The sequence below is a fragment of the Paenibacillus methanolicus genome, from assembly GCF_008124765.1.
In the GTDB taxonomy this organism is placed as follows: domain Bacteria; phylum Bacillota; class Bacilli; order Paenibacillales; family Paenibacillaceae; genus Paenibacillus_Z; species Paenibacillus_Z methanolicus.
In genome coordinates this window covers 231472-258415 of the sequence record NZ_VNHS01000011.1, presented here as the reverse complement: position 1 = coordinate 258415, position 26944 = coordinate 231472, and the positions used below count along the sequence as shown (strand labels likewise).

General features: G+C 59.6%; 24 protein-coding genes and 1 tRNA gene. 14 read left to right on the top strand and 11 right to left on the bottom strand.

Annotated elements, in window-relative coordinates; genetic code table 11:
• Positions 1-71 precede the first annotated feature (71 nt).
• The 4 genes from BCM02_RS27170 to BCM02_RS27155 all read left to right on the top strand — a co-directional run bounded on the left by BCM02_RS27170 (position 72) and on the right by BCM02_RS27155 (position 4134).
• Positions 72-392 carry a PadR family transcriptional regulator gene (locus BCM02_RS27170; RefSeq protein ID WP_148932273.1) on the top strand — a complete coding sequence of 107 codons (321 nt, stop codon included), beginning with the start codon at positions 72-74 and terminating at the stop codon, positions 390-392.
• On the top strand, positions 389-949 hold the full coding sequence (locus tag BCM02_RS27165; RefSeq protein WP_148932272.1) for an HAAS signaling domain-containing protein: 561 nt from the start codon (positions 389-391) through the stop codon (positions 947-949). The genes BCM02_RS27170 and BCM02_RS27165 overlap by 4 nt, the downstream gene beginning before the upstream one ends.
• Positions 946-1842, top strand: a complete 897-nt coding sequence (locus tag BCM02_RS27160; RefSeq protein ID WP_148932271.1) for a DUF4097 family beta strand repeat-containing protein — start codon at positions 946-948, stop codon at positions 1840-1842. Before BCM02_RS27165 ends, BCM02_RS27160 begins: the two co-directional genes overlap by 4 nt.
• Before the next feature lie 819 nt (positions 1843-2661).
• On the top strand, positions 2662-4134 hold the full coding sequence (locus BCM02_RS27155) for an HD domain-containing phosphohydrolase (RefSeq protein ID WP_148932270.1): 1473 nt from the start codon (positions 2662-2664) through the stop codon (positions 4132-4134).
• A gap of 129 nt (positions 4135-4263) precedes the next feature.
• Here BCM02_RS27155 and BCM02_RS27150 read toward each other — a convergent pair whose 3' ends face one another.
• Positions 4264-5145, bottom strand: a complete 882-nt coding sequence (locus BCM02_RS27150; protein WP_148932269.1) for a helix-turn-helix domain-containing protein — start codon at positions 5143-5145, stop codon at positions 4264-4266.
• A 254-nt stretch (positions 5146-5399) separates the two neighbouring features.
• Between BCM02_RS27150 and BCM02_RS27145 the strand changes: the two genes are divergently transcribed.
• The 3 genes from BCM02_RS27145 (at position 5400) to BCM02_RS27135 (ending at position 11681) form a co-directional block, all read left to right on the top strand.
• Complete coding sequence (locus tag BCM02_RS27145) at positions 5400-9224, top strand: response regulator (protein WP_148932268.1); 3825 nt, start codon at positions 5400-5402, stop codon at positions 9222-9224.
• Positions 9225-9358: 134 nt separating this feature from the next.
• Positions 9359-10093, top strand: coding sequence for a response regulator transcription factor (locus tag BCM02_RS27140; protein ID WP_148932267.1), 735 nt, complete (start codon positions 9359-9361; stop codon positions 10091-10093).
• 238 nt (positions 10094-10331) lie between these two features.
• Positions 10332-11681 (top strand): putative bifunctional diguanylate cyclase/phosphodiesterase, encoded by a 1350-nt coding sequence (locus BCM02_RS27135; protein ID WP_187434429.1) that lies wholly within the window; start codon positions 10332-10334, stop codon positions 11679-11681.
• 148 nt (positions 11682-11829) lie between these two features.
• On the opposite strand, the gene BCM02_RS27130 is transcribed toward BCM02_RS27135, so the two are convergent.
• A complete protein-coding gene (locus tag BCM02_RS27130) occupies positions 11830-12048 on the bottom strand; it encodes a hypothetical protein (RefSeq protein WP_148932265.1) in 219 nt (72 codons plus the stop codon).
• Positions 12049-12308: 260 nt separating this feature from the next.
• The gene (locus BCM02_RS27125) at positions 12309-12518 is read right to left on the bottom strand and encodes a hypothetical protein (RefSeq protein ID WP_148932264.1); all 210 of its coding nucleotides are present in this window, start codon (positions 12516-12518) and stop codon (positions 12309-12311) included.
• Positions 12519-12630: 112 nt separating this feature from the next.
• On the opposite strand from BCM02_RS27125, the gene BCM02_RS27120 reads away from it, so the two are divergent.
• Positions 12631-13551, top strand: a complete 921-nt coding sequence (locus tag BCM02_RS27120; protein WP_148932263.1) for a serine/threonine protein kinase — start codon at positions 12631-12633, stop codon at positions 13549-13551.
• On the opposite strand, the gene BCM02_RS27115 is transcribed toward BCM02_RS27120, so the two are convergent.
• Complete coding sequence (locus BCM02_RS27115) at positions 13546-13860, bottom strand: acetyl-CoA acetyltransferase (protein WP_148932262.1); 315 nt, start codon at positions 13858-13860, stop codon at positions 13546-13548. The two genes, BCM02_RS27120 and BCM02_RS27115, sit on opposite strands and share 6 nt — an antisense overlap.
• Before the next feature lie 191 nt (positions 13861-14051).
• On the opposite strand from BCM02_RS27115, the gene BCM02_RS27110 reads away from it, so the two are divergent.
• The gene (locus BCM02_RS27110; RefSeq protein WP_187434428.1) at positions 14052-15668 is read left to right on the top strand and encodes a sensor histidine kinase; all 1617 of its coding nucleotides are present in this window, start codon (positions 14052-14054) and stop codon (positions 15666-15668) included.
• A gap of 165 nt (positions 15669-15833) precedes the next feature.
• On the opposite strand, the gene BCM02_RS27105 is transcribed toward BCM02_RS27110, so the two are convergent.
• The gene (locus BCM02_RS27105; protein ID WP_148932260.1) at positions 15834-17336 is read right to left on the bottom strand and encodes a copper amine oxidase N-terminal domain-containing protein; all 1503 of its coding nucleotides are present in this window, start codon (positions 17334-17336) and stop codon (positions 15834-15836) included.
• A gap of 18 nt (positions 17337-17354) precedes the next feature.
• Entirely contained in the window at positions 17355-18806 is a 1452-nt protein-coding gene (locus BCM02_RS27100) for an MBOAT family O-acyltransferase (protein ID WP_148932259.1), read from the bottom strand.
• 302 nt (positions 18807-19108) lie between these two features.
• On the opposite strand from BCM02_RS27100, the gene BCM02_RS27095 reads away from it, so the two are divergent.
• Positions 19109-19183: transfer RNA gene (locus BCM02_RS27095), tRNA-Thr, on the top strand.
• 150 nt (positions 19184-19333) lie between these two features.
• Positions 19334-19786 carry a DinB family protein gene (locus BCM02_RS27090; protein WP_148932258.1) on the top strand — a complete coding sequence of 151 codons (453 nt, stop codon included), beginning with the start codon at positions 19334-19336 and terminating at the stop codon, positions 19784-19786.
• Between the two features lie 320 nt (positions 19787-20106).
• Here BCM02_RS27090 and BCM02_RS27085 read toward each other — a convergent pair whose 3' ends face one another.
• From BCM02_RS27085 to BCM02_RS27075, 3 genes are all read right to left on the bottom strand, one after another.
• A complete protein-coding gene (locus BCM02_RS27085) occupies positions 20107-20619 on the bottom strand; it encodes an SRPBCC domain-containing protein (protein ID WP_148932257.1) in 513 nt (170 codons plus the stop codon).
• Between the two features lie 25 nt (positions 20620-20644).
• Positions 20645-20995 carry an ArsR/SmtB family transcription factor gene (locus BCM02_RS27080; protein WP_148932388.1) on the bottom strand — a complete coding sequence of 117 codons (351 nt, stop codon included), beginning with the start codon at positions 20993-20995 and terminating at the stop codon, positions 20645-20647.
• A 266-nt stretch (positions 20996-21261) separates the two neighbouring features.
• Positions 21262-22047, bottom strand: coding sequence for a class I SAM-dependent methyltransferase (locus BCM02_RS27075; protein ID WP_148932256.1), 786 nt, complete (start codon positions 22045-22047; stop codon positions 21262-21264).
• Positions 22048-22245: 198 nt separating this feature from the next.
• On the opposite strand from BCM02_RS27075, the gene BCM02_RS27070 reads away from it, so the two are divergent.
• Positions 22246-22632: a hypothetical protein gene (locus BCM02_RS27070; RefSeq protein WP_148932255.1), complete on the top strand. Its 387-nt coding sequence runs from the start codon at positions 22246-22248 to the stop codon at positions 22630-22632.
• Between the two features lie 143 nt (positions 22633-22775).
• Positions 22776-23504 (top strand): hypothetical protein, encoded by a 729-nt coding sequence (locus tag BCM02_RS27065; protein WP_148932254.1) that lies wholly within the window; start codon positions 22776-22778, stop codon positions 23502-23504.
• Between the two features lie 253 nt (positions 23505-23757).
• Here the strand turns inward: BCM02_RS27065 and BCM02_RS27060 are convergent, their stop codons facing one another.
• Both BCM02_RS27060 and mscL read right to left on the bottom strand, forming a co-directional pair.
• Positions 23758-24438 (bottom strand): NUDIX hydrolase, encoded by a 681-nt coding sequence (locus BCM02_RS27060; RefSeq protein ID WP_246183578.1) that lies wholly within the window; start codon positions 24436-24438, stop codon positions 23758-23760.
• 3 nt (positions 24439-24441) lie between these two features.
• The gene (mscL, locus tag BCM02_RS27055; protein ID WP_148932253.1) at positions 24442-24960 is read right to left on the bottom strand and encodes a large conductance mechanosensitive channel protein MscL; all 519 of its coding nucleotides are present in this window, start codon (positions 24958-24960) and stop codon (positions 24442-24444) included.
• Between the two features lie 194 nt (positions 24961-25154).
• Here mscL and BCM02_RS27050 point away from each other — a divergent pair, with 194 nt between their 5' ends.
• Complete coding sequence (locus BCM02_RS27050) at positions 25155-26939, top strand: ATP-binding protein (RefSeq protein WP_187434427.1); 1785 nt, start codon at positions 25155-25157, stop codon at positions 26937-26939.
• Positions 26940-26944 lie beyond the last annotated feature (5 nt).

Genomic DNA, 26944 nt, shown 5'->3' with positions numbered 1-26944 from the left:
AATCCCGATTTTTTTTAAGAAGCTATTCATCATTGTTGAATACCAAGCCATATAGCATAGGGAGCGGTTGCATGAATGTTCAATTCAAGAAAGGTGTTCTCGATTTGTGCGTCCTCGCGCTGACCGCTTGGGAAGACCGTTACGGATACGAGCTGGCGGTGGCGATGTCGTCCAAGTTCGAGGTTGCGGTCGGCAGCGTCTACCCGCTGCTCAACCGGCTGACGCAAGAGGGTTACTTCTCCACGTATTTGCGGGAATCGCCGGAAGGGCCGCCGCGCAAATATTACAAGTTGACGCCGCAGGGGCACTCGCACCTGATGGCGCTCATTACGGAATGGCGTTCGTTCTCCATTGCCGTAGACGAAATCATTAAGGAAGGTGTGGAACGATGAGCACGAATCGCGCGCAGTATTTGCAGCAGCTGTGGGATTTGCTGGCACCGGTGCCGGAAGGGCTGCGGAAGGAATGGATGTACGATTACGAGGAACATTTTCGGATGGCGGCCGCGCAAGGGCGGAGCGATGCCGAGGCGGCGAGCGAGCTCGGGGACCCGCGGCAGATCGCCAGAGAGCTGCTGCTCGGCTACCGGGTGGAGGAAGCGGCGCGCAGCGGCCGGATCTCTTCGGTGTCGCGGGCGGTGCTCACGACGGTCAGCATGGGCTTCTTTAACCTGATTTTCGTCCTCGGCCCGTACGTGGCGCTGCTTGCGGTCATCATTGCGCTGTGGGCGGTCGTCGCGGCGCTCGCGGTTTCCTCGCTTTTCGCGATTTATGAAGGCTTGTTCGGCGAAGCGTTCAACCGGGTGCAGGGCGCCTTCATTGCGATGACGCTGATCGGTCTGTCGATGCTTGCCGGGGCGGGCATGAAGGTCGTGACGCGCGGATTCATGCGGATGACGGTGAACTATCTGAAATTCAATTCGAGAATTATCGGGGGGCGGGCGAAATGAGAAACTGGGTCATAGCCGGATTGACGTTGTTCGCGGCCGGGGCGATCGGCACGGCCGTTTCGCTCGGCTCCGAAGGCGACTTCTCCTTCGGCACCGTGGAAGTGGCGAAGGAAGCGAGCGCGAGCGCCGCGGGCATCGAGCGGATCAAGCTGGGCGCAAGCGCCGCCGATATCGATATCGTGCGGGGGACGAGCGACGAATTCAAGGCGACGCTGACGGGCCGAGCGAGCAAGAAGTTCCTGGATCGCATCGAAGTGAAGCTCGTGCCGAGCGGCGGCGAGCTGCTCGTCGACGTCAAGGCGAGCACGGGCTTCACCATCGGGTTTAACATCCTGGACGTGGACCTGCGGCTCGAAGTGCCCGATCGCCAGTGGAGCAAATTTGCGATCGATGGCGGGAGCGGCAACGTGGAACTGTCGGATTTGAAGATCGACGAGCTTGTCGCCAGCATCGGCTCGGGTAACGTGCACGTGAAAAATCTGACTTCGCGGAAGCTTGAGCTGGAAGCGGGATCGGGCAACATCCATGCGGAATCGTCCAAGGCGAACCAAGTAGAGATGGACGTCAGCAGCGGGAACCTGAGGCTCACGGACGTCGAAGCCGCTACGGTGGATGCCGACACCGGCAGCGGGAATATCTATGTGACCGCGGATCAATTGAGCGGCAGCGTCAAGGCGGAGACGGGCAGCGGCAACGTGACGATCGCGACGCTCGCGCCGCCGGAATCGGCGACCATCCAGTTCGCAAGCGGATCGGGCGATCTGAAGAACGAGTGGGAGGACGGCCGGGAATCGGATGAAGAAGGGGTGCAGGAACAGATCGTTTTCGGCGGCGGGGACGTGCGCGTCGAGGTCGAGACCGGGTCGGGCAATCTGTATTTGGAGCGACGATAAGCCGAGACTTGCGGCGTGGTGCGCCGGCAGCGGGGAAGCGCCGCAAGCGGGACGTGCGACCCGGCCGGTTCGGAACATGGAATGGGCAATAGGGGCCAAGGCCGATAAGCCGGTTGACCAGGGTAATTACTCTGGAACAGCCGGCTATTTCCTATTATTAGGAAGTTATGCAGCCGTTCATGTTGTGGATAAAACAGAGAAAAGCGTGTCCACGAGAGCACCCCATACGCATGAAGCTTTGTCCGCTAGGACAAGAACGTGCCAGCTCGAAGCAACCCGCCAACCGCGAACAAACGTAATAGCACGAAAGGGAGTCCTGAAGTTTTCCGGTGTAAAACTCACTTCGGAAGCAAGAGCTGGGCAAGGTCCTCTGGTTCCCCTGGGCGGAGGGCAATGCTGTCAGGTTAAGGAAAAACGTCCGAAGAAGCGAACTAGGGCCTATAGTTGACAGGCTTAAGTCTTATGACGGACTTCAAAACCTACTGAAGCTTTGTCCGTCAGGACAAAAGCGTGCCCCGCCCAAGCCTTCCCGCCGACCGCGAACAAACATGTCAGCACGAAATAGGGAGTCCAGAAGGCAAAGCCCTTTGGAGCCTCCTCGGCGGAGGAGGTGGGAGGAGGGAGCAACAAAAGTCGGGTAAATAGGGCGGAGCCCTCTTAACCTGACAGCATTGCGGAGGGGGAAGGGGGAGGGAGAATGGGGATCTGAAGGGCGGAGCCCTTTTGCTTGTTTCCGTTGACGGACTAGGACCGGTGCGCTTATTCTGAAATGAGAGACTGGCAAGGTATATCGGCCTACGAATAACAGGAGGAATCTCCATGCGCGTGAAAGAGAGAACGGCGCTTCTTCTCGGCCCGCTGCTCGCGACAACGATCCCTTTATTTTGCTACGAATGGCTGCGTTCGGCCCATACGGCCGACGTTTCGATTCATTCCCCGTCGGGGCACTTCTATATCGTCAGCATCATCGCCGCGCTCGCGACGCTGTTCGCCGTGGCGGTCGGTATAACCGGGTACCGGCTGCGCAATATCAAGATCGAGTTTCTGGCGCTCGCCTACCTTTCCCTCGCGGAGCTGTTCATCCTGCACGGACTGTCGACCCCGGGACTGCTGATCCACGCCTCGACGCTGCCGGGCATCGCGTCCCAGCTGAGCATCCTGCTCGCGGTCGGCTGGCTCTGTCTGTCGGCGGCGCCGACGGACCTGCCGCTCGTTCGCTGGCTGGCGCGGCGGCGGCGCTTCCTGATGCCGGTGTGGGGCTCGGTGCTCGCCCTGATCTGCGTCCTGGCCTTCCTGATGCCGGATGCGGTCGAGTCGCTCCATATTAACCAGCATCCGTACAAATGGGTCGCGGCCGCGCTAACGTGCGCTGGCTGCCTATGGACGATGTTCCATTATCGTCAATCTTATCTCGCCGCCGGATTTCCGGTTCAACGGGCGATCGTCTACAGTACCGGTCTGCTGATCGCCTCCCAGTATATTATGATTACCGGGGAGGCATGGATGCTGAGCTGGTGGTTATATCACGTGCTGGTGCTCGCTTCGATGGTCATCATGCTGAACGGGCTGGCGCGTCAATATTTCTCGCAGGGCTCCTTCAGCACCTCGCTGAAAGTACTGTTCAAATCCGATCCGCGCGCTTGGCTCGAAGCCTGTATAACGCCGAGCGTGCGGGCGCTGATCATGGCGACCGAGGTTCGGGACGCGTACACGGCCGGCCATAACATGCGGGTGGCGCTGTACGCGCTGCGGCTCGCCGAAGAGATGGGCCGCTCGTCCGAGGAGCTGCGCGCGATCGCGCAGGGCGGCGTCGTGCACGACGTCGGGAAGATCAAGGTGCCGGACGCGGTGTTGAACAAGCCCGGCAAGCTGAGCCCGGAGGAGCGGAACATGATCGAGCGCCATCCGGTATGGGGCTATGACATGTGCAAGCGGCTCGGCTTCTTCGCCGACGAGCTGTCCATTATCCGCTCCCATCATGAGAAATGGGACGGAACGGGCTATCCAGACCGGCTGGCCGGCGAACGCATACCGGTGCTCGCCCGCATTACGGCCGTTGCCGACGTGTACGACGCGCTGACGTCCTCGCGTTCGTATCGCAATGCGATGTCGCACGAGGACGCGATGGCCATCATTTTGGAGGGCAACGGCACGCACTTCGACCCGGCTTGCGTGGAAGCTTGGACGCGACTCGCTTCGAGCGATTCGCGCTTCCTCTTGGAGACGGCCGCTTCGGACCGAACGCTGCGTTTGGTGCCGAACGACGCGGAGAGAACGTCGATCGTTTCTTGAAATACAAGCTTGTATAAGCTGCGCGCTTATGGATATTGGCGCCTTACACGATAAAGGGCTGTTCCTCGTCGAGGTCGACGAAGAACAGCCCTCTTTGCTTGCCGCCGGAGCGGCTAACGAGCAGTCCGCTCAGCTCCAAATTTCCTGCGGCTTGACCCCCAGCTCCGTGGCGATCAGCTCGGCCGTCAGGCGCTGCGGCTTGCGAATCTTGCCGTTGCGCAGCTTCGAGATCGTCTGCACGGAGATGCCGGTCGTCTCCGAGAGCTGTTGGGCCGACATGTTGCAGCGGGCCATCACGATCTTCAGCTTCACGGCCGGATCGATCGGCTCCGCGTTCGGGCGCAGGTCCGTGACGACGAACGCGTATTGCTTCAGCTCTCCGCTCCCGTCATAGAAGGGATGGAAGAGGAGACGAATCTCCAAATCCACCGCGTCGGCCAGCCGTTTGGTGCGGATGGTCAAATGGCCGGATCTGCGGAAGCGGGCCGCCTCCTGAATCGCCGCGATGGTGCGCTCTTGCTCGTCCGGGTGAATAATGGAGAGGATGGACTTCTGCAAATATTCCAGTTCCTGCAGCGGCGGATCTTGCACCGCGGCCAAAGGGGTCTTCTCCAGCCGGCTAATGACGTAATTCGCCTCGACGATGCCCGACATGAGCACCGGCTGGGCGCTGGATTGGCGCTCGATCCATTGCGCGGCGCTGACGTCTTCCGCCGTGAGCAGCCAGACCGAATCCACGGCGATGTCGAGCTTGCGGCAGGAGAGCTTGATCCGCGTGGGTTGTTCGTGGCGGCCCTGTAGGGGGGCAACGCGCGCGCCTTCGCTCAGTTCCTCTACCCGGCAGCCGGGGAATAGGGCGGCAAGCGCGTTGCCGTCCAGCTCCTGCCGGGACAAGCCGACGAGCTGGACGAACGCTTCGTTTACCCGGTCGAAGAGCGGTCTGGCGGCGCCGCCTTTCAGCAGGGCCATCGGGGTATCCATCGTATCGAATATCGTTTTGAAAACAGGCATGCTTCTTTCACCTCGTTCTATCCGGTCACGCGATTGTTAGACAAAGTATAGTCAATAAGGCGATTAAAATTCAACTAGATAAATCGTTTTGATCGAATTCATTTTACCAGCTGATTCCATAACTGTCTGTGACGCATTTGTGGAATTTGTTTCCAACTAGGCGCTCGCGGAGGCGATCGTTATAATGAAAACGATCCCTTCCCATAAAGAGGGGGAATCGGTACATAAAGTTACGCGGGAGGGCGAACAATGGGATGAGTCATGTCTCGATCCGTACGAAATTTCTCGTATTCGTCATCTTGATCACGCTGCTGCCTCTCGTCTTGGTCGGCATTAGCAATTATCGGACGGCGAAAGCCACGATCAAGGAGGCGCTGATCGAGAAGGCTTACGCCAAGGTCCGCGGCAGCGCGGACGGTATGTCCGTCTGGCTGGACGAGCGCCGGGCCGAAGTGACGGCGATGAGCCGGTCCGAAATCGTCCGCTTCGGCAGCGAGACCGAGCGCATTGCTTATCTTCATATCGAAACGTCGCGCAAAGACTCGCCTTACTTTGCGCTCTCCTATACGGACGGGGACGGCTACACGCATTTTGCGAGCGGGACGCAAGCCGGGCCGAATTGGCGGCCCTGGACGGAGTCGACGAGCATCGGCAATTCGGCGATCACCGATCCGTTCATCGGCCCGCGGACGGGCGAGCGGCTGTTCTTGATCCGCATTCCGGTGCCGGACGGGGAGAACGAGCCGGCCGGCTACTTGAACGCGGCGATTCGAACGGACACGCTGGCGGAGCAGTTTCTGGATTTTCGCGTCGGACTGCGGGATATCGTCCTCATGTACAATCGCGAAGGCAATATTCTGTACTATCCGGATATTAAAAAGGAGCTCGTCTATAACTTGCGCTCGCCCGAGCTGCCCTTCGCGGCGGCGGCCGACGACATGCTGGCGGGCGAACAGGGCTATGCTGAGACGGGCTCGGGCAAAGGGCGGTCGATCGTGTTCCATGCGGACGTCGCCCAGACCGGCTGGCAAGTGGGCATGCAGGTGGCGATGAAGGAGTTCGAGGAGCCGCTGACGCCGCTGATTTGGCGGACGGTGCTGAGGATCGCGGCCGCGGAGATCGTCATGGCGCTGCTGCTGTGGGCCTACATTAACCGGCTGCTTGCCCGCCTTCAGCGGGTCACCGACGTGACGGAGGCGGCGTCGGCCGGCCAATTCGACGTCATCCCGGTACCGGAGACGGGCCGGGACGAGATTACGCGGCTGTCGCATTCGGTCAACGAGATGACGGTCCATCTGCGCGAGATGTTCGACCAACTGGAAGCCATCATTAATCAAAATCAATATTCGATCATCGTCGTGGATCAGGAATACCGGATCACGTATTTCAGCAAAGCCGCGGAGCGGCTGCTGGGCTACCGCGCGGAGGAGGTCATCGGCTTTCACACGCCGCTTCTGTTCATCGCGCCGGACTCGCTGGCAGAGGCTGCGGAGCAGCTCTCCGCGAAGCTCGGGCGGCCGGTCGCCCCCGATATATCGGTGCTGCGCGAACATCGCTTAGACAACAGGAACTACGAACGGGAGTGGGTGCTCGTGCACAAAGACGGTACGCGGATTCCGGTGTCGCACAGCTCAAGCGCGATTACGGACCGGGACGGCAAGGTGGTCGGCGTCGTCGGGATTTCGCGCGATATTACGAAGCAGCGGCAGGAGGAGAAGACGCGCAGCCGCCAGCTGGCCGTATTGGAGGCCGCGCACGACCTGATCGCGACGTTCGACGCCGATCATAAGCTCATCTATCTCAATCCGGCCGGAAGGGAGATGCTGGGCTTGGCCGGATCTGGCGAAGTGTCGCTCGCCGAGGAGGTGCCGGCGCGGTTCGTCGAGACGCTGCTGATGGGGATCGATCACGCCGTGGCCCACGGCTTCACGGAGAATATGGCAGAGCTGCACACGCCGGACGGGCGGATCGTGAACGTGTCCAAAATCTTGGTCGCTCATCAGGACGAGGGCACCGGCGAACGCTTCTTCTCCTGCATCGCGCGCGACGTGACGGAGAACACCCGGGTGAACGAGATGCTGGCGGAAGCCAAGCGGGAGGCCGACGAGGCGAGCCAGGCGAAGACGCTGTTCTTGGCGCGGATGAGCCACGAGATCCGCACGCCGCTGGCGGGCATCATCGGCTTGACTCGGCTCATGCAGAAGACGGAGCTGACGCAGCTGCAGCGGGATTACGCGGATAAAATGCAGGCGTCTTCGGAGGCGCTCCTGCGCATCATCAACGATATTCTCGACTTCTCGAAGGTGGAGGCGGGCAAAATCGAGCTGAACGCGGTTTCCTTCAACCTGGAGGAGATGCTGCAGAAGCTCGCGGATATTCTAAGCGTGTTCGTCGGCGGCAAGGAGCAGTTCGAATTCCTCATCGAGACGCCGGAGCAGCTGCCGTCGGCGCTGATCGGCGATCCCCTGCGGATCGAGCAAGTACTCTTGAACCTGTGCGGCAATGCCGTGAAGTTTACGAACCGGGGGCACGTCAAGCTGCAGGTGCAGCTCCTCGTCTTCGAGCCGGGCGAAGACGTAGTCGTGCGGTTCAGCGTGGAGGATACCGGCATCGGCATCTCGGAGGAGCAGCAGACGCGCCTGTTCGAGTCGTTCACGCAGGCGGGCCCCGCCACGCAGCGTAAATACGGCGGGACGGGCCTGGGACTTGTCATCGCGAAGAGTCTCGTCGAGATGATGGGCGGCGCGATTTCGTACGAGAGCACGGCCGGCGTCGGCAGCCGCTTCGAATTCACGCTGCAGTTCGCGGCCCAGTCCGATGCGATGAACGAGCCTTATCAGGTCGGCGAGCACGCGATCTGGGTCGTGGAAGATTACATGCTTATGGAGCAGCATTGGTCGGGCATGCTGGAGGACATGGGTCTGCTGCCGATCGGGCACGGCTCGTGGCGTTCGGCGCAGGAGCGTCTGGCGCGGGCGGGAATCGGCGCGCTGCCGGCCGCCGTGCTGCTCGACTTCGAGATGCCGGATATGTTCGGCGACGATACGTGGCAGTCGTTCCACGAAACGGCGCTGGCGACCGGCGTGCGGACGATCGCGCTGACGACGGCGTTCGGGCGCGAGGAACTGTTGAAGCTGCCGTCGGAGGAGCGGCCGGACGCGATCCTCGTGAAGCCGGTCACCCGCATGGCGCTCTATCAGACGCTGGTGCCCGTGATGGGCATGGTCAGCGCGGGAGCGGCCGCCCTGGCGGAATCCGCGGCGGCCGAAGAGCAGGACTTCCCGCGGCGGGGGACGATTCTGCTCGCCGAGGATAACGCGATTAACCAGCTCGTGGCGGTCGAGCAGCTGAGCGAATGGGGATTTGCGGTCGAGGTGGCGGAGACGGGCCATGAAGTGCTCCAGAAGCTCGACAGCGGCGAGGCGTACGATCTGATTCTGATGGATATTCATATGCCGGAGATGGACGGCGACGAGGCGGCTTCGATTATCCGTTCGGAGCCGAAATTCGACATGCTGCCGATCATCGCGCTGACCGCGAACGTCATTAAGAAGGATCACGAACGCTATTACAAGCTCGGCATGAACGACGTGCTGACGAAGCCGATCCAAGCGGAGAAAATGCGCCAGACCGTGCTGAAGTGGCTGAATGCCGGCGAGGAGGAGCATGCGGCCGCCGCGGCCGCCGAATCGCCGCTGCACGCCAGCGACGAAGGAATGGCGCTGCTCAGCGTGCCCGGCATCGACATGGCCTCCGCGCTCGCCCGGGTAGGCGGCAAGCGGGAGATTTTGCGCCATATGCTGCACGTCTTCGCCGCGGAAAGCACGCAGTTCGGCGACCGTCTCCGCCAGGCGCTCGTCGCGAGCGACTATCAGACGGCGCGCAGGCTGGCCCATACGCTCAAAGGGTCGGCCGGCAATCTGTCGGCGGCCGAGCTCGCCGCCATGGCCGATCAGTTGGAATCGCTGCTGAAGCAGCCGATCGAGCGCATCGACGTTCAAGCGATCAACAGCGCCGCCGCGTGCGTGCAGCTGGTGCTGCGTCCGATGCTGAAGGCGCTTGCGGGCAGCGACAAGTAGTTGCACAATACTTACCAAATCGACACACTTTTCTAACAAAGTTCTAACAATCTATTGTTGGACCGTGCCGGCTATTGTATATTGATAGTAGACGCAGTCAACGCCAATCTTCAATTCGCTTCGAGGTGACCGCAATGTATAAAATATTAGTCGTTGAAGATGACGTCATGATGAGCGATATGCTATCGATGTATTTGTCGGGCGAAGGATACGAGGTTCATCAGGCGTTCGACGGCGCGACGGGAGTTAAGCTGCTGGAATCGGTTACGCCGGATCTGGTGCTGCTTGATCTCATGCTGCCCGACGGGGACGGCACGGACCTCTGTAAGCGGATTCGGCAATTCTCCAGCGTGCCGATAATGGTGGTATCCATGAAGACGGACGTGAGCGAGCGGGTTCAAGCGCTCCGGGCCGGGGCGGACGATTATTTGTGCAAACCGTTCAGTATGCATGAGCTGAGCGCGCGTTCGGAGGCGCTAATCCGGCGTGCTCAGTTAATTCATTCGCAAATGGGGGCCGCGGCGGCCAAAGCCCCGCAGGAGACCGGTAAGGAAGCCGATACGGCGATTCGGCTGGACACGGAGCGCAGATTGCTGCTCGTCCGGGGACAGCTGGTCGAGACGACCTTCTCGGAATTCGAACTGATGAAGCTGTTTCTCGCCCATCCGGGCAAAGTATTCAGCCGTGAAGACCTCATTAACGCCATCCGCGGCTTCGATTCGTTCGTCACCGACCGAGCCATCGATGTTCATATTGTGAATTTGAGGCGTAAAGTAGAGAACAATCCCAAGGAGCCGAAGTACATCCGCACCGTATGGGGCGTGGGCTACAAGTACGTGCAGGAGAATAGTGCGCGATCCGGCTTGTAAGACAACCTAATTCGAAACCGTTCGATGCGCGAACCGCGTGAAGGACGGTTTTTTTTGATCTATATCTAGGTCTAAAGACTTCTTGTATTTTAAAGGAAATCCGCCTAGAATCCCCTTTAACGGAATTCTAATCATTATCGTCTAACTTTCCTAATGAATCTGTGTGAGAATCGGACTATCACACAAGGTCATCGCAAGGGTTAGCATGACTACCATCATGATGAAGCGGAGAGGAAACATGAAAGGAATGGACGCAGGTTATCCGGTATGGGGATGGCTTCGGAACGAGCAGGAGCAGGCGGGAGTCGCGCCGGGAGAGCGCGATCTATTGACCGGGCTCCCGGGCAGGCTGGCCGCCTTCACGCTGCTGGAGCAGGTCATCGCCCGCGCGAAAAGCGCGAGAACGGACGTCGTCGTCGCGGTCGTCGATTTTGACCGGTTCCATCTGATTAACGAATCGAAGGGGACGGTATTCGGCGACCAGACGCTGCGCCTCTTGGCGGAGCGGTTCAAGACCGAGGAGTTAGCCGATTTCACGGCCTGCCGCATCGGCGGGAACACGTTCGTGCTGTTCAAGCCATGCCTTCTGCGAGAGGAGTCGAATTGCATCGCCAGGCTCAAGACGCAGGCGGAGGCGCCGCTTGTCGTCGAAGGCCACGTGCTGTACCCGACCTGCAGCATCGGCATTGCGGAGTATCCGAAGAACGGACGGAGCGCGGAGCGGCTGCTTCGCCACGCGGACACGGCGATGCAGCAGGCAAAGGCGGCGGGCGGCAACCGGATCGGCGCGTATACCGAAGCGGACGCGACTCGGGCGGGGCGGAGATTGAAGCTGGAGGGAGAGCTGCGCGGGGCGCTCGAACGGCATGAGCTGTCTCTGCGCTATCAGCCGATCTATGCGGCGTCCGGGCGGCTGCGGGGCTTCGAGGCGCTGCTGCGTTGGAACCACCCGGAGCTTGGCGCTGTATCGCCGGCGGAGTTCGTGCCGCTCGCGGAGCAGACCGGCCTGATCGTGCCGATCGGCGAATGGGTGATCCGGGAAGCGTGCCGCATGCAACGCGAGACGACCGCCAAGGGACACGCGGACATCGTCATGGCGGTGAATCTATCGCCGGTGCAGCTGCGCGTTCCCTCGTTCGTGGACGGCATGCTGCGGCTGCTCGAGGAATGCGGGGTGCCTGCAAGCGGGTTGGAGCTCGAAATTACGGAGAGCATCATGCTCGAGGCGGGCGAGACGACGATCGCTTCGCTTGACCGGCTGCGCCAAGCGGGCGTGCGCATCGCGCTGGATGATTTCGGCACCGGCTACGCTTCGCTGACTTACTTAAGAGAGCTGCCGATTCATACGCTGAAGCTCGATCGTTCCTTTATCCATCCGATTTGCCATCAGCATACGGAACGGGTCATCGTCGAATCGATGATCTCGCTCGTGCACCGGCTTGGTCTGGAAGTGGTGGCGGAAGGCATCGAGGACGAGGATCAGCTGGCTCTCCTGCGGGAGTGGGGCTGCGATTTGCTGCAAGGGTATTTGCTCGGCCGGCCAATCGAGGCGCGCGGGATGGACGTCCATTTGCCGAAGCTGGCTTAATTACATTTCGAATCCGAGGATGGGCGCCGCCGGCGTCCTCCTTTTTTTGTGGTGTGCCCGGGCGAAACGCAAAAAAACGCGTGACGGCCGTTTAGGGCCGCGCACGCGTTGGATCCGCTCCGGCCCCTCTCGTCTAGGCGCCGCATGATTAAGACACTTCCATGTACAATTTCGTGCCGTCGTTATACTGCAGGATGGCGACGTCGCGCACCATCTCGACGGAAGCGATGCGTTTCCACTTCCGGCGGAAATCAAAGTTGAATTCCATTTCGCGCAATTTGTTGTGCAACATTTGGATGGCTGTTTTATGCTCGGTAGGATAGTGGACGGGTACTTTGCGGTTTTTAAAGGTAATGACTTTCGTCATTGTCATGCACCTCCGGTTGGATTGGTTACTCCGATTATAGTCCCGAGTTTTTAGCCGCTTATAAAGGCTGCGTCAGACGCATGTTTAATTTGCTCAATCATTTCTAACAAATTTCGCGGCGATTCGAGTTTTGCGGGCATTGTTGCCCTAGTGTGCTTCCATTTGAGGAAGCTTATGCCTGGCGTGGAACATTTTCGAACAGCAAAAGCCGCCCATCGAGAAAAGCAGGCGGCCCACTGTTGAATCGGCTCCTCCGGCCGTTAGCTGGAGAAGCTGCTGTATTTACGTTTGTAATGGCCGTGACCGTAATGATGGTTCGGCGGCGGCGGCGGATAATGCGGCTGCCGCGGCGGCCGGTGGTACCCGTGCTTGTAATCGCTGCTGCTGTAGTGGTGACGATGTCCGTGTTGACCGTAATGCTTATTACCCATAAGGGAATAGACGAAACGTTTCAGCATATGCTTCAGCATGGCGAATCCCTCCTTGTGATCATACGTAAACCTTGTGTATGCTCTTACTATTTCATACGAATATTGCGCGAAAAGGTTTCTGTTCTGCGCGCAAATAGGCGAGGCGGTAGATATGGTGCGGAAATTAATGGAACGGTGGCGGAGGATCGTCCAGCAATGGCGGGATTATCCGCTGCGCGAGGGAGCGGTAATCGCCAAGCGGTATCGCGTAGAGCGGTTCATGGGCATGGGCAGTTATGGACTAGCCTATGCAGCCGTCGATGCGGAGCGCGGCGACCGGGTGCTCGTCAAGGTAAGCAAGCCGAGCAAGGGAGAGACGTCGCGAACGCTGCTGCGGCGGGAGAGCGATATTATGCAGGCGCTTGATCATCCGCAAATTCCGCGGTGGCTGAATTATATTGAGGAGCGGCGCCGGTCGGTGCTGGCGATGGAGCTTATTGAGGGCGTTAATCTCGAAGCGAGGATGATGGAAGAAGGCGAGGTCTATGGCGAGCGTGCCGCGGCTAGAACGGTGCGCGAGTTGCTCGCGCCGCTCGGGCACCTGCATGAGCGAGGGTTCGTCCATCGCGACGTTCGCATTCCGAATGTACTCGAATGCCGGCGGGCAGGGATGGATGCGCCAATGATCTATTTGATCGACTTCGGTCTGGCCTGCCGCATCGGGGAACGCCTGCCCGAGGCGCTTCGACTGGCGCTCGGAGAAGAAGGCGATCCGGCGGGCAGCGGCGGCGAATGGGGAGACGTGAAGCGGCGGATGCGGCGGCCGGAGCCGGACAGCGATTTGTACGGGGCGGGGCATTTTGCCTTATTCATGCTCTATTCCGGTTACGCGCCGCAAGAAGGCGCGGACGAAGGGGATTGGCGGAGCGAGCTTGCGCTGTCCGCGCCGATGCGCGAATGGATCGAGCGGTCGCTGGGCGGGGATAGGCCGTTCCGGGATGCGCTCGAATGCGCGGCCGCATTGGATGTCGTCATCGAATCGCTATCCCCGGAGACGGCCGATCTCGGTCAGGCTCCCAGGCCGGATTCATGATCCGGCGAGCAGGGTAATAACCAGCAACTCGTATAGCACGAGCGGCAGCACCGTACTGTATGGCGCCGCGAAGCCCCGCCCGTCGGGGATCGCCGCGCTGCATTGCAAATACAAGAAACAACGGTCGACATGAACGATGATGCCCTCGTAAACGACGCCGTCGACGCTTTCGACCCGAACGGCGCGATGCAGGTAGGTCGCGGATAGATCATGCAGCCTTTTGCGAATTTGCTGCACCGTTAACGGTAGTCCGGGCTCGGCTTGATACACGATCGGGGTCCCCGGATGGGGACTTGGTTTCCCGTACATCCTCTTCCTCCTCACGGCAGCGTACGCTGCAAATGCCTCTGGCTTAACGCCATTAGTTTATGGGATTAGTTTATGCGCGAATGGTCTCTGGTAAGAACAAACAAGCCTATTGTACAATGGGGGTGGCAGCGTTTTCCTGCACCGATGCCTCGTCGTGGATCGGGTCGCTCTGCCAGTTGGGAGGCGTCACCTTGACCTTAGCCAAAACGTTTTTTGCCAGCATCAGCATGATGATTACGATTGCCTATTTATTCAATATCGGCTACAAATATTTGTTCGAGCACGCTTCGGCCCGCATGAAATATGGGCTTGCGATTGTGTGTTTCATCGTCAGCGGATGGCTGGCGATGGTTTTTGGCGTTCGGGTCGGCGCGATTACGATGCTCGACCTGCGATTTGTCCCCACGCTCGTCGCGGTGCTCGTGCTGCCCAGCCCCTGGATGGCGTTGGTCATAGGCGCGGGCATCGGGCTCGGACGCTTCTTCTTCAGCTGGGATTTGACCGCGGTCCTCGGCTGCGTGACGATGGTCATCATCGGCGCGGCGTGCGCGGGTTTGCATATCGCGATGAAGCGCGTCGCCTGGCGTTACCTGTGGAAAAGCGTCTTCCTTATCGTCGCCGTCAATTTGCTGAACTCGGCGCTCGCTACCGGTACCGTGCTGATTAACGGGTCGATGACGCCGTGGGCATACTGGACGGAAGTGACGCCATATGCGCTTCCAAGCCGTTTGCTCATGTGCGCGCTGTTCTTGTTCATCTTCCGGGACTTCCAGAAGGAACAGCAGCGGACCGACGAGCTGCGCACGATGAATAAGCTGCTGCGCCGCCAGACGCGTCAGCTGCGCGATGCGAAGCGGGACATCGAGGCGAAGGCGAAGGAGCTGGAGCTGGCCTCTACGTACAAATCCGAGTTTCTGGCCAACATGTCGCACGAGCTGAAGACGCCGCTGAACAGCATTATTCTGCTGGCGCAGCTCATTCGTGATAACGAGGAAGATCGCTATAACGCGGAGGATACGGTGTACGCAGAGCTGATTCAGACCGCGGGCAACGATCTGTTGCAGCTCATTAACGATATTCTCGACCTCTCGAAGGTAGAGGCCGGCCGAATGGACATCGTGATCGACCGCGTGTCGACTCACGATATGGTCCAGAATCTGCATCACCAGTTCCTGCCGCTGGCGCAGCAGAAGGGCTTGCGTTTCGAGGCGGACGTCCATGCGAACGTGCCCTGCACGATTATGACCGACGCGCTCCGTACGAACCAAATCCTGCGCAATTTGCTCGTGAACGCGTTCAAATTCACGAGCGAGGGCAGCGTAAGGCTGGCGGTCCGCCTGGAAGCGCCGGCCATGCCGAAGGACGCGCCGAAGCGGGGCAGAGGACGCGTGCGGCACGGAGCCGTTTGGGATAGGCAGCCCCAAGCGGAAGCGGAGATTGCCGCCGCGGGAGGCGAGACGCCTTCCGTCGCTCGGCCAAGACTCGCGTTCACCGTCACGGATACGGGCATCGGCATCGACAAGGAGAAGCAGGAGCTGATCTTCGAGGCATTCCGGCAGGAGAACGGGGCGATCAACCGCATGTACGGCGGGACGGGCCTCGGCCTCTCGATCAGCCGCCAGCTCGCCACGCTGCTCGGCGGGAAGCTCGGACTACGGAGCGAGAAGCACAAGGGGAGCGAGTTCACGCTCTACCTGCCGCTTCAGCCGCCGGGCGGCGCGCAGCCGGACGGAACGGACCAGTCGGGCGGAACGGACGAATCGCGCTCCGGCACGCAGCCGGAGTTAGCGCGATCGGCGGCCACATGAGCGAATGTTTGATCACGCGAATTCAATGAGGGCGCTCCCGAGATCATTCGTAGACGACATCGGGAGTGCCCTTGTTGGCCCGCAAGGGAAAAAAGACGCCGCAGGAGTGCTCTCCTGCGGCGTCTTTTGCGTTCTCGGGCAGCCCGCTGGGCAGCCGAGATCTCGTTATGGTTGGATCGTGATTGCTTTCGTCATCGTATCCGGCGCGGTCGTCTCGGTCTTCCAGCCCAGCGTCTCGGCGAAGAAGACGAACGGTACCATGGAGCGGCCGCCGACGATTTCGACCGGCGTGCGGACCGTCACCGCGTCGCCGTTCAGCGTCGCTTCGTTCCTGCCTGCCGTGATGACCAGCTCGCGGTCGCCGCGGACGAGGGTCATCGTCTTCGACGCCGCATCGTACGTCATCTCGGCGCCGAGCGCGCTTGCCGCTTCTTTGCCCGGGACGAGCAGCTCGTTCGTCTGGCCGCGCAGCACCTTGGCGGAGAAGGTCACCGGCTTGGACGGGGCGTCGGCGAGGCGGACGGGCACGCGCAGCAGATCGCCGGCGGCGTTGACCGCGACGTCTTCGACTTGCTCGCGCAGGTCGGTCACGAATTGATCGACATTGGCGTCCGTCACGCGGTATTTGGCATCGTCCGCGCCGATCGCCCGCGTAATCCACGTGTTGACGTTCATGTTGTGGTGGGACAGATCCTTGAACAAGTCGAGGTTGAACGTCCATTCCGCTTCGGACTGGAAATCGTACACCTTTACGTTCGGATATTGCTTGAACCGTTCGAACATCCACTTCTTCATCGTTAGCTGCTGCTCGTAGCGCGGGATGTTCAGATCGCGCCAGACGGCTTGGCGAAGAATGGAATACGGCGGGTAATAAATATAGAATTCCGTCTCCGGATGCGCTTTGACGACCGACTCCACGTAAGTGGCAAAGTTGTTCTGCACGACCTCGAGCGGTTCTTCGTTGTTGCCAAAGCCGGCCTCGTCCGTGAGCGCCTTTTGGTACGTTTTCATCGCGTATTTCTTGCCGTACACGACGTAATAGTTCCAGTTGTACAAATATTCAAGGCTCATCAGCCGCTTCGCGTTATCGGTCGCGGACGAACGCTTGTAGAGGCCCTCCGCCAGCTCCCGGTACGGCGTAACGTTGAACCAGTACTTGTAGTCGTTCCAGAACTTGTCGTCGTACAAATAATGCGGGTAAGGGCCTTGCGCGTCGAGATCGGCGGGCTTGAGAGCGAAATAATCGAGTCCCCAGAGCACTTTCTTGACCTTGCCGGTCTGGAACGCCACTTGCGCGATATCGTTCTGCTCTTGCGCGTAGGAGCCCCGGATGGACAGCTTCAGCGTCTTGCCGCCAAGTTCTTCGTCGACGACGGTAGGCAGGAAATTCTCGGTCATCGACGAGCCAAGAATGATCGTGTCGTAATCGTAATTCCGGGCCAGCCCCGGGTTCTGGTAACGCTGCTCGTTCGAGAATACCGGCGTATACCACGATTTATGGTAGAACTGAAGCGGATCTATGAAAACCATGAACGCCACGGCGACCGCCGCGAATACGAGCGAGCCGCTGACGAAGCCGGCCAGCATGCGTTGGCTGGCGCGGATCGATACGGTGCGGCGCGGCTTCGGAAAGCGCGATCGCTTCGGCAAAATCTCTTCGGAGGCCATGTTCCTCTCGCCGCCTTTCTAGAAATTGAAGTACAGGAACTCGCTGATTTGGTTGAAATACAGCAGCGACATAATAAACAAGAACGCGATGACGAAGCCGATCTTCCAGGTCGGGCGGAACGTCTCCATCCGCTCGGAGGAATTGCGCGTGAACAGTACGATCGGGAAGAAGAGCACGAGCAACAGGATCGGCGGCAGCAGCGCGTCCATCGTGACGCGGTTGAAGTCGAAGCCCTGCAGGCCGCTCATGCCTTTGAGAATGCGAATCGCTTGGTCCCACGACGTCGCCCGGAAGAACACCCACGCGATGACGACGTAGACGAACGTGATGAGCCACGCGGTCCACTTCGGCAGTTGGAAGCCGAGTTTCTTGCACAGCTTGCCCCATAGCCGATGGACGATTTGGCCGAAGCCGTGCAGGAAGCCCCAGAACAGGAACGTCCAGCCCGCGCCGTGCCAGAGGCCGCCGACGAGAAACACGATCATGTTGTTGGCGAGCATGCGAGCCTCGCCTTTGCGGTTGCCGCCGAGCGGGATATAGATGTAGTCGCGCAGCCAGCGGCTGAGCGTCATATGCCAACGGCGCCAGAAATCCTGCAGGTTGAGCGCCTTGTACGGCGAGTTGAAGTTCTGCGGCAGCCGGATGTTGAAGAGCAGCGCCGCGCCGATCGCCATGTCCGTATACCCGCTGAAGTCGAAGTACAGCTGGAACGTATACGAGAGGGCCGCGACCCAGGAATCGACGAATTGCGTCGCCGTCTCGAAGCCGGAGCTGGCGTAGCCCGCGAACGTATCGGCGATGACGACCTTCTTGAATAAGCCCATGCCAAAAACGAAGACGCCGAGCGAGGCGTTTTTCCAATTCCACACTTTGCTGCGCATGCGATCGAACTGCGGCATCATCTCGCCATGATGGAGAATCGGACCGGCGATCAGATGCGGATAGAACGTAACGAACAGCACGTAGCTGACGATGTTCGCCTCTCGCGCCTTGCGCTTGTACGCGTCCACGAGGAAGGCGATCTGCGTGAAGGTGAAGAAGCTGATGCCGAGCGGGAGGATGAGCTTCAGCAGCGCGAAGTTCGTGCCGGCGATCTCGTTCAGGTTCGACAGGAAAAAGTCGGCGTATTTATAGTAGATCAGCAGCAGCACGTTGCTGACGATCGCGAAGCCGAGCAGCGCTTTCCGCTTGCCGGTGCCGGGCTCGGTCTGATACGCGAGCGGCTGGCCATCAGGAGGCTTGTACCCCGCAGGCAGCCGCATGAGCAGCCGACCCATGATGTAGTTGAAGGCAATGGAGCCGAGGATGAGCGGCACGTATTTGACGTCCCACCATCCGTAGAAGAACAAGGAGGAGAGCGCCAGCCACGTCTTGGCGACGTACGACAAACGGAACCGGTTCAGAAGAAAATAGACGATTACCGTTATGGGAAGAAACGCGAAAATAAACACATACGAGTTAAACAGCATAACCGGCCGAACACTCCTAACTTCAAGGTAACGGTTTTGAGTTCATAACTTCTTAACTTATACCATATTTGCCCGGTTTCGTCGAATTTCTACACGGACGGACAAAGCTCGCGAAAACCGCCTGCGGAGCCATTTTTATGGACGAATGAGCGATGGTTTTGGTTTCCTTTTTCGTAAGTTGCGGCGGCGCGGCGGGTTAGTGGAGGCGATAAAAAGGCGGGAATTTTTTGCGAGAAGGGGATTGACTTGGGTGGCTTGGACATTATATATTATAAGAGTCGCTTGATGCGATTTGCTAATATGCTGATGTAGCTCAGGGGTAGAGCAACGCACTCGTAATGCGTAGGCCGGGGGTTCAATTCCCTTCATCAGCACCATTTACGCCCATAACGGCGCGGATCCGAAGTTTCGGATTCGCGCCTTTTTTGTGTTTCTTGGTACCCACAACGTCGGTCGCGAGGAAGGAATTGGTAATATGGGCGGCGAACTTTCTCGTAACAATGACTTCAGCGACGAGGAGGACAATGATGCAATCGCTATTTCGCTACAACTGGATCGTGCGCGACGAATGGTTCGAGCTGCTGCGGCAGCTGCCGGAGGAGGAATTAACGAGAACCCGGATGGGCGGCGTGGGGAGCTTCCTGCGTACGATGGCGCATATCGTGGACGTTGAAGATTCCTGGCTCAGAGGGCTCCGTGGCTTGCCGGACGAGCCGTTCGACTATGATCGCTACCCGACGCTCGAAGACGCGAAAGCGTTCTCCGACATGTGCCGCCCGGGCGTGGAGGATTTCGTGAACGCGTGGATGGACGAAATGGAGAACGAGATGTTGGAGCAATTCGCTTTCGGCGAAGTCATGCGGCACGTGATCGCTCACGAAATCCACCACATCGGCCAGCTGTCGATCTGGGCGAGGGAGATCGGGCTGAAGCCGCCTTCGGCGAATTTCATCGGCCGCGGCTTGGCGAAGAACGGCTAAGGCTGCATCAATCGCCCCAAAGACCGATCCTTCGAAGGGGATGGCACGTGAACCGAGCCGGACGGCATAGCGGCATAGAATTGCGCGGCATGGCCTGCCGTAACGAGAAAAGGCGGCAATCCCGGATGACATGCATCCAGCGACTGCCGCTGTTTTAGGAAATGTATAAGTTTCACGTCTATTATTCATCTTGTATTTCATTGTCGCTGAATGCTGCATTCCCGATCTTCGGATTGTGAACGCAAACCAATCGGCTTCTCCGGAATGAAACGCGCATCGCCGCAAAAAAGGCGCCAGCCGTTTCGCCTTGAAGTTCGAGCTTATTGTCGTGCTGCCAAATATTCGTCCAAACGGTCGTACGTCTCGCCGATGCCTTGCTCCATGCCCATGTCCAGCACCGTCTGGAGCGCTTCGGCGGAAGCGTAGGTGGCGCGGTTGACGAGCTTCGTCTTGCCGCCTTCGAGCGTCTCGAATGTCATGACGATGTGGGAAGGCGGCATCGTCTCGGACAGCGTGCCTTCCGCGTCGGAGAAGTAGTCGGTGTAGACGATCCGCTCCGGCGTCTCGATTTCGCCGTAGACCGCTTTGCCCCACGATTCCATGCCGTAGAAGTCGCCTTGACTCTGGTCCATGCACTTGAAACAGTAGTGCCAGCTGCCGCCCGGGCGGAAATCCATGTCGCTGACGGTCACTTCCCAGCCGCGCGGCCCCCACCAATGCTTCAAATGCTCGGATTGCGTGAACGCTTGGAATACGAGCTCCCGCGGCGCGTTGAACACCCGCTCAAGCGTCAGTTCCTGTCCTTCGGCCTTCGTCACCAATTGATTCGCCATTCTTCCATTCCTCCTCGAAAAGTGGTTACTCGTCTTGCTCGTTCGTTCGCCCGCGGCGGCAAGCGCCGGGATGAAGTCCGCCCACGTAGTCCGCGAGACGGGCCATCCGGTCGTCCTCCAGGCGCAGATAGGCTGCAAGCCATCCGTCCAGCGCGCGAAAAGCCTCGCCCCGCAGCAAATAACGCCTGCGATTCGCATCCGCTTCCACATTCACGACCCCGGCGTCCAGCAGCACCCGCAAATGCTTGGAAGCCTGCGGCTGCCGCAGCGCCAGTCGCGCCGCGATCTCGCCTACCGTCAGCGGACCGTGCCGCAGCAGCTCCACCATGCGAAGCCGGCTGGCGTCCGCCAACGCGCCGAAAAGGATCGTTTCCATTGCCATGGCCGGTTGTTCCTTTGTCCCTTGCGAAGGGGTTCTTGCTTGCAAACTGAATATACCATTAAGGGAATATTCCTGTCAAGGAATGTTTATGGTGGAATTTGGTCGAGCGGCGAATAGCGCCCCGGGACATTTCGAGGGGGGAGTTCGTGCAGTTTCACGTTCCCCAACAAAATCGCCCCGCAACAGGTATCGCCATCGATTCCTGCCGCGGGGCGGCGATGGGCGTCGCGCTCGCGTCGCCGGCTGCTTTGCTATCGCCGTCAACGTTTCTCCGCCGTCAGCGTGAACGTCTTCGGGATGCCTTTGTCGAACACGTCCGACGATAGGTTCGGGAGTTCCTCCAGCACGCGCACGGTGAGCTCTTCGCCGGCAACCGCGGTGACGACCTCGCCGAGCGTCCAGTTGCGCAGCCGCACCTTCGGCGCTTCGGCGGCGCTGCCCGCCGGCAGGAACTTCGCGAACGCGACTTCCTTCTCTTCCAGCTCCGCGCTGAAATAATCGCCGTCCACCTTATGCTTGCGGATATTGGCCGTCGTGCCGCGGGAGGAGATCAGCTTGGTCGTCACGGGATGGAAATCCTGGAGAACCAACTGTCCGCCTTGGCGCAACAGGCGACGCACGACCCGGAAGAGCGGACGCAAATCTTGAAAATAATGAAGGATGCCGTGTTCCATGTAGACGAGATCGAATTCGCCCGCGAACCGCTCCTCCGGCAGCTGCAGCACATCCGACAGCACGTAGCGGATCTCCACGCCCGCGGCCTCGGCCAATTCCAGCGCATAGCGCCGATTGTCGTCGGAGAAATCGACGACGGTCACCTCGGCGCCAAGCAAAGCCAGGGGAACCGCCTTCGTGCCGTTCGAGCCGAGCAGGTTGGCGATTCGCTTCCCGCGCACTTCGCCCAGATGCGTCATTGCCGCGCCGAGCCGTTTGGCCGGGTCGTCCGTCATTTTGCAGGCGGCTTCCGCGGGCGTCCCGAATCGGCTCACCCAAGCCGCGTATGCGCCCGTATTCCATGATTGTTGATTGCTTTCTATGGATGCCAACGTATTTGTCCCTCCGCCGGAGCGTATATTTGTCTTTCTTCGTCGCTTCCATTTTACCTTACAACCGGGCTCGCCACCAAATCTATCGAATCACCGTCAAACGCTCAATTGTGCGATTCTCCCGCGTCTTACGTCTATACCATTCTCTAGCGCCCTACATAAACTGCAGTATGTTCGGTAGGGAGGAGGAATAAACGAATGTCTTCCAGACTAAAAGTGAAAAACGTGAACATGTCGATGGGCGCCAAATCCAAGCGCGCTCGGGTGTCCGACTGCTGCGGCCATGGACACAAAGACAACGCGGTAGCCGGCATCCAGGAAGCAGGCAGGGAGCTGTCCAACTTTTTCGATAAGCTGCAAATGGAGGCGAACGCCGCGCGTCTGGTCCGCGCCATCCGCTGTAGAAGTAAACGGGTGATCGAGGATTTGCTTGGACCGGACTGCCAGGTGGTCTGCTTCTTCCGTCAAGGCCGCTATTCCTGCGTGCGGATCGCGTGCGTATTCGGCAGCTGCTGCGACGTCCGCATTACGTTCGATATTTGCGTCTCCAACGGACCTTGCGGTCCGAACCTGACGTTCAACTAAACGACTTTAAGCGTAAACGAGGAGGGGAAGTCTGCGCCGGAATGCCGGCGGACGGCTTTCCCTTTTTGGCGCGCTAACGGGCGGGGCGGTTGCCGCATACACTGATAGAAGCAACGACAAACGCGTAGAAAGGAGGACACGGCATGTCGACGATTCCGAATTTCCCGCAGGGGCTGCTCGCCGAGCACGCCCGCTGGCATCACGCGAATCATCATGATAACCCGTCGGTGCTGCCGCCGGGGTACGGCGAATTGTTCTTGCGTTTCCACCGGGATTACATCCGCCGCGCGCTGCAGTGGTATCACCAGGCAGGGTACGACCCCAGACTTGTCGCGGCCTGGCAGGAAGTGCCCGAGCCGATCCGGCGGTCGGCCTGCTATCCGATGCAGGCGGAGCTGCGCATTCGCAACGCGCCGCAATCGTTCGCCTCGATCGACGAACTGGGGCGTTTCATCGAAGGTTCCAACTTGCACGGCTGCATCCATCAGGAGGCGGCCCGCGTCTTCGGCGAACCGGATTTGAACGATTTCGACGTGGCGCCGCGCAATACGATCTTCTATAACATACACGGCATGATCGACAACTGGTACCGTCAATGGGAGATGGCCATGGGCAGCGGCCGGAGCGGCGGAGAGGAAGGGACGGCTTCGGCCGGGGCGAGAGAAGGGAACGCATCGGGTCCGGCGGCGTCGAGCCGTTCGCGCCAGGCGAGCGTGCGCTCGCGGCCTACGGCGCTCCAGCGTCCGGCCGCTGGCCGGGGCAGCGCGCGGAAGAAGAGCGCGGCTCGGCCTACGCAGCAGAACGCGCGGCGGGGGCGGCGGACGGCGCCGCTCCTCTCGGGCACGGCGAAGCCTCGCAAGAGCGGGCGTTGAACGCTTCTAGGCGGATGTGCGGGCGGAGCTGGCGGGGCGCGGCTCAATCCGGCGGACGCCGCGAGGTTCTGCGCTTCTAAGCGGTTCTCAGATCGCTCCGGTCAGCTGGTCCAACCGCGAACAAAGGGCGGTTCGCCATCCGCGATTCGATGCTTGCCTAGAATAAGCGCAGCTTCAACGCAAAACGCGAAAAACCTCTATCTCGCACGAAAGCGAGCGCTAGAGGTTTCTTCGCGTTGTCATCCCCGGGGAACTATTCAGGCGAGTTCCCGGGTTCGAGCATATGAAGCAGCTGCCGGAATACGCCGGCATAATAGGAAGCGGGGCGCGTGACGAATTGAGAAGCGGCGACCTGCGCGGAAGCGGGAACGAGCGCGCCTTCGCCGTTCAACCGCACGCCTTGCGCTTCGATCTGCGCGCGTCGCCCTTCGAACAAGTCGATCATCGCGGACAGTTCGGCTTCGTATACCCCGGCGACCTCGTCCGCCTGCAGGCGCAGATCGGTCAGCTCGCCAGCGAACGGCAGGCCGTACATGCGGCTAATCTCCCGGTCCACGAACGATACGCCTTGCGCCGATCCGCTCATCTCCCTGCGGGTCTCGCCCAGCGGCACGAGCGCCTCGAAAGGGGCGGGCACGCCCAGCTCCTCCTCGATCTCTCGCGAGGCCTCCTCGTAGGTTTCGCCGGCCGACAGATGCCCCGCCGCCGTAATATCGTAATGGAGCGGGAACGTGTCTTTGTCCGGGTGCCGCAGCTGGAACAGCGCGAGCTTCCGGCCCTGCTCGTCGGCGCGCGCCAGCCAGCAATGAATGGAATGATGCCAGTAGCCGTGTTTATGTACGTCGCTGCGCGTCGCGGTGCCGATCCAATCGCCGGCCTCGTCGTAAATATCGAAGCGCTCCTCCGCCCGATCGTCGGACATGCCGTGGATCATGGCTTACGTCACCACGCTTCCTTCGGGACCCTGCTCGTCCGCATCGTGAAGATGAGACGTGCAGTGCTTGCATCGCTTCGCCCGGATGGGCACGAGCGACAGACATTGCGGACATTCCTTCTCCGTCGGCTCGGCGGACGGCGGCGCCTCTTCCTTCGTATTCAGGCGGCGCAGCGCGTTCGCGCCCTTGACGATCATGAAGACGCAGAACGCGACGATCGCGAAGTCGAGAATGACGTTGATGAAGCTGCCGTAGGCGATGACCGCCGATCCTAGCGCTTTAGCTTCGGCAAGGGTGTGCGGTTTGTCTCCGTTCGGCATTAGCTTCTCGGGATCCAAGTTGATGAAGAGGTCGACGAAACTCTTCTCTCCCAGTATTTTGCCGATCGGCGGCATAATGATATCGTTCACGACCGACGTGACGATTTTGCCGAAGGCGGCGCCGATAATAACGCCGACCGCGAGGTCGAGCACGTTGCCTTTGACCGCGAACTCCCTAAATTCTTTTAATACTTTCCACATACGTCCAAGCTCCTTCTATGCGTTCTTGATCTGGATCCATTATAGCGCGGGCGGACGCGCCTTGCATTATAGACGAGGGGCATGAGCCGAAAGTCTTACGCGGCATTTTGTTCCCGCGGAAAAAAGGATTATGTGTAAAAATGTCGAAATTTACCTACGATTGTCAAACCAATGAGGATCGGAGTTTGTGTAGAATGACCCAGCTGATCCGCTCGGATATGTGGATGTTTCCTCTCTTGGCGCTCGCGATCAACGTGTTCTCGTCGTTCACGATGTGCTATATGCTCGGCCATCTCCGGATGACGCGGACGCTGCGCCGTTATTGGCTGCTCAGCGGGGCGGTCGTATACGGACTGGGATTGTGGGTATCGCAGTTCATCATGCTGTTCGCCACGGATACGATGCTGCTGATGGATTGGACGTCGGTCGCGAAGTTGATCGTCATGGTGACGGCATACTTCGCCTTCCGGCTGATGAGGGGGAGGGCGAACCCTTATTTGCGGCTCGCGGCGGCGGGGCTCTTGATCGCGCTGGGGCAGGCGTTCTTGAATTACGGATCGCTCCTGAGCAACCAGGTGAATCAGGTGGAACTCAACATCGGCATGATGACGGTCGGCGGCGCGCTCAGCTTCGTCGGCACGGTCGTCGCCTTCGCCTTGTTCGAGCGGAACCGCGGCGCGTTTCCGCTGCTGCCGGGCATTATTTTCGGAATGGTCAGCTTCGCGGTCCAGCTCTTCAGCGTAGAATCGGTCGCCGCGGAGTACAGCGTCGTGCTGACGACCGACAAGCTGAACGAATATATGCAGCTGCTGGCCGTCGTGCTGGGGATGGCGACGTCGCTCATATTCATCTTCAGCCTGCTGGCCAATTTCGTCGATCAGCGTTTCAGCACGATGAACGAGCGGTACCGCCTGCTCGTGGAGAATTCCATCGACATGATCGCGATGATTCGCGATGACCGCTGGGAATACGTCAACCGCTCGGGTCTTGCGCTGTTCGAGGCGGAGAACGATCGGGCGCTCCTGGATCGCTCGATCTACCAGTTCCTGCACCCGGATTGTCATGAATCGATGCGGAATTTGCTGAATACAATGTCTGGCAGGCGGTTTCCGCAGCCGATCGAGATGCAGTGGTACACGGCTCAAGGCAAACTGTTCCACTCGGAGGTCGTGCAGACCCGAACGAAATTCGCCGGCAAGCCCGCTTACCAGGTCATCATCCGCGATATATCGGAGCGCAAGAAGAATGAAGAATTGCTCATCAATTCGGAGAAACTGTACGTGGCGGGCCAGCTCGCGGCCGGCATCGCCCACGAAATCCGCAATCCGCTCACCTCGCTGAAAGGATTTATCCAGCTCATCTCCACGGGTCGGGCGAACAACCGCAATTACTTCGATATTATGAAGTCCGAGCTGACCCGCATCGAATCGATCGTCAGCGAACTGCTCATGCTGTCGAAGCCGCAGGTGTACGAATTGGCCTACCGGGACATCCGCCATATTATGCGCGACACGGTCGTGTTGATGGAGGCGCAGGCGCTGCTGCACGGCATCGAGCTGGAATCGGAGCTTAGCGAAGAGGCGCTGTGGATTCACGGGGTGGAGGATCAGCTGAAGCAGGTGTTCATCAACGTGCTGAAGAACGCGATCGAAGTGATGAGCGACGGGGGCAAAATTCAAATCAGCTGCCGACGGGAAGCGGACGACATCTATATTCGCATCCAGGATTGCGGCCCGGGCATCCCCGAAGAGACGCTCTCCAAAATCGGGCAGCCGTTCTATACGACGAAGGAGAAAGGGACGGGGCTCGGGCTCATGGTCAGCTACAAAATCGTCGACAACCACCAGGGTCGCGTCGAAGTCCGGTCGGAGCTTGGCGTCGGCACGATGTTCGCGATTATTTTCCCGTATGTCGACCCGCCGGAAGAAGCGATGCCGCAGCAGGCGGAAGGCAAGGTGACGCCGATCAGGCTCGGTTGAAGGTC

Excerpts from the sequence above, each read along its gene's own strand:
- mscL (WP_148932253.1), bottom strand. The coding sequence starts at position 24,960 with ATGTGGAAAGTATTAAAAGAATTTAGGGAGTTCGCGGTCAAAGGCAAC.
- BCM02_RS27165 (WP_148932272.1), top strand. The coding sequence starts at position 389 with ATGAGCACGAATCGCGCGCAGTATTTGCAGCAGCTGTGGGATTTGCTG.
- BCM02_RS27080 (WP_148932388.1), bottom strand. The coding sequence starts at position 20,995 with ATGGAAACGATCCTTTTCGGCGCGTTGGCGGACGCCAGCCGGCTTCGC.
- BCM02_RS27070 (WP_148932255.1), top strand. The coding sequence starts at position 22,246 with ATGTCTTCCAGACTAAAAGTGAAAAACGTGAACATGTCGATGGGCGCC.
- BCM02_RS27105 (WP_148932260.1), bottom strand. The coding sequence starts at position 17,336 with ATGGCCTCCGAAGAGATTTTGCCGAAGCGATCGCGCTTTCCGAAGCCG.
- BCM02_RS27065 (WP_148932254.1), top strand. The coding sequence starts at position 22,776 with ATGTCGACGATTCCGAATTTCCCGCAGGGGCTGCTCGCCGAGCACGCC.
- BCM02_RS27135 (WP_187434429.1), top strand. The coding sequence starts at position 10,332 with ATGAAAGGAATGGACGCAGGTTATCCGGTATGGGGATGGCTTCGGAAC.
- BCM02_RS27130 (WP_148932265.1), bottom strand. The coding sequence starts at position 12,048 with ATGACGAAAGTCATTACCTTTAAAAACCGCAAAGTACCCGTCCACTAT.
- BCM02_RS27160 (WP_148932271.1), top strand. The coding sequence starts at position 946 with ATGAGAAACTGGGTCATAGCCGGATTGACGTTGTTCGCGGCCGGGGCG.
- BCM02_RS27115 (WP_148932262.1), bottom strand. The coding sequence starts at position 13,860 with ATGTACGGGAAACCAAGTCCCCATCCGGGGACCCCGATCGTGTATCAA.
- BCM02_RS27170 (WP_148932273.1), top strand. The coding sequence starts at position 72 with ATGAATGTTCAATTCAAGAAAGGTGTTCTCGATTTGTGCGTCCTCGCG.
- BCM02_RS27090 (WP_148932258.1), top strand. The coding sequence starts at position 19,334 with ATGCAATCGCTATTTCGCTACAACTGGATCGTGCGCGACGAATGGTTC.
- BCM02_RS27120 (WP_148932263.1), top strand. The coding sequence starts at position 12,631 with ATGGTGCGGAAATTAATGGAACGGTGGCGGAGGATCGTCCAGCAATGG.
- BCM02_RS27125 (WP_148932264.1), bottom strand. The coding sequence starts at position 12,518 with ATGCTGAAGCATATGCTGAAACGTTTCGTCTATTCCCTTATGGGTAAT.
- BCM02_RS27050 (WP_187434427.1), top strand. The coding sequence starts at position 25,155 with ATGACCCAGCTGATCCGCTCGGATATGTGGATGTTTCCTCTCTTGGCG.
- BCM02_RS27140 (WP_148932267.1), top strand. The coding sequence starts at position 9,359 with ATGTATAAAATATTAGTCGTTGAAGATGACGTCATGATGAGCGATATG.
- BCM02_RS27100 (WP_148932259.1), bottom strand. The coding sequence starts at position 18,806 with ATGCTGTTTAACTCGTATGTGTTTATTTTCGCGTTTCTTCCCATAACG.
- BCM02_RS27085 (WP_148932257.1), bottom strand. The coding sequence starts at position 20,619 with ATGGCGAATCAATTGGTGACGAAGGCCGAAGGACAGGAACTGACGCTT.
- BCM02_RS27060 (WP_246183578.1), bottom strand. The coding sequence starts at position 24,438 with ATGATCCACGGCATGTCCGACGATCGGGCGGAGGAGCGCTTCGATATT.
- BCM02_RS27150 (WP_148932269.1), bottom strand. The coding sequence starts at position 5,145 with ATGCCTGTTTTCAAAACGATATTCGATACGATGGATACCCCGATGGCC.
- BCM02_RS27145 (WP_148932268.1), top strand. The coding sequence starts at position 5,400 with ATGAGTCATGTCTCGATCCGTACGAAATTTCTCGTATTCGTCATCTTG.
- BCM02_RS27155 (WP_148932270.1), top strand. The coding sequence starts at position 2,662 with ATGCGCGTGAAAGAGAGAACGGCGCTTCTTCTCGGCCCGCTGCTCGCG.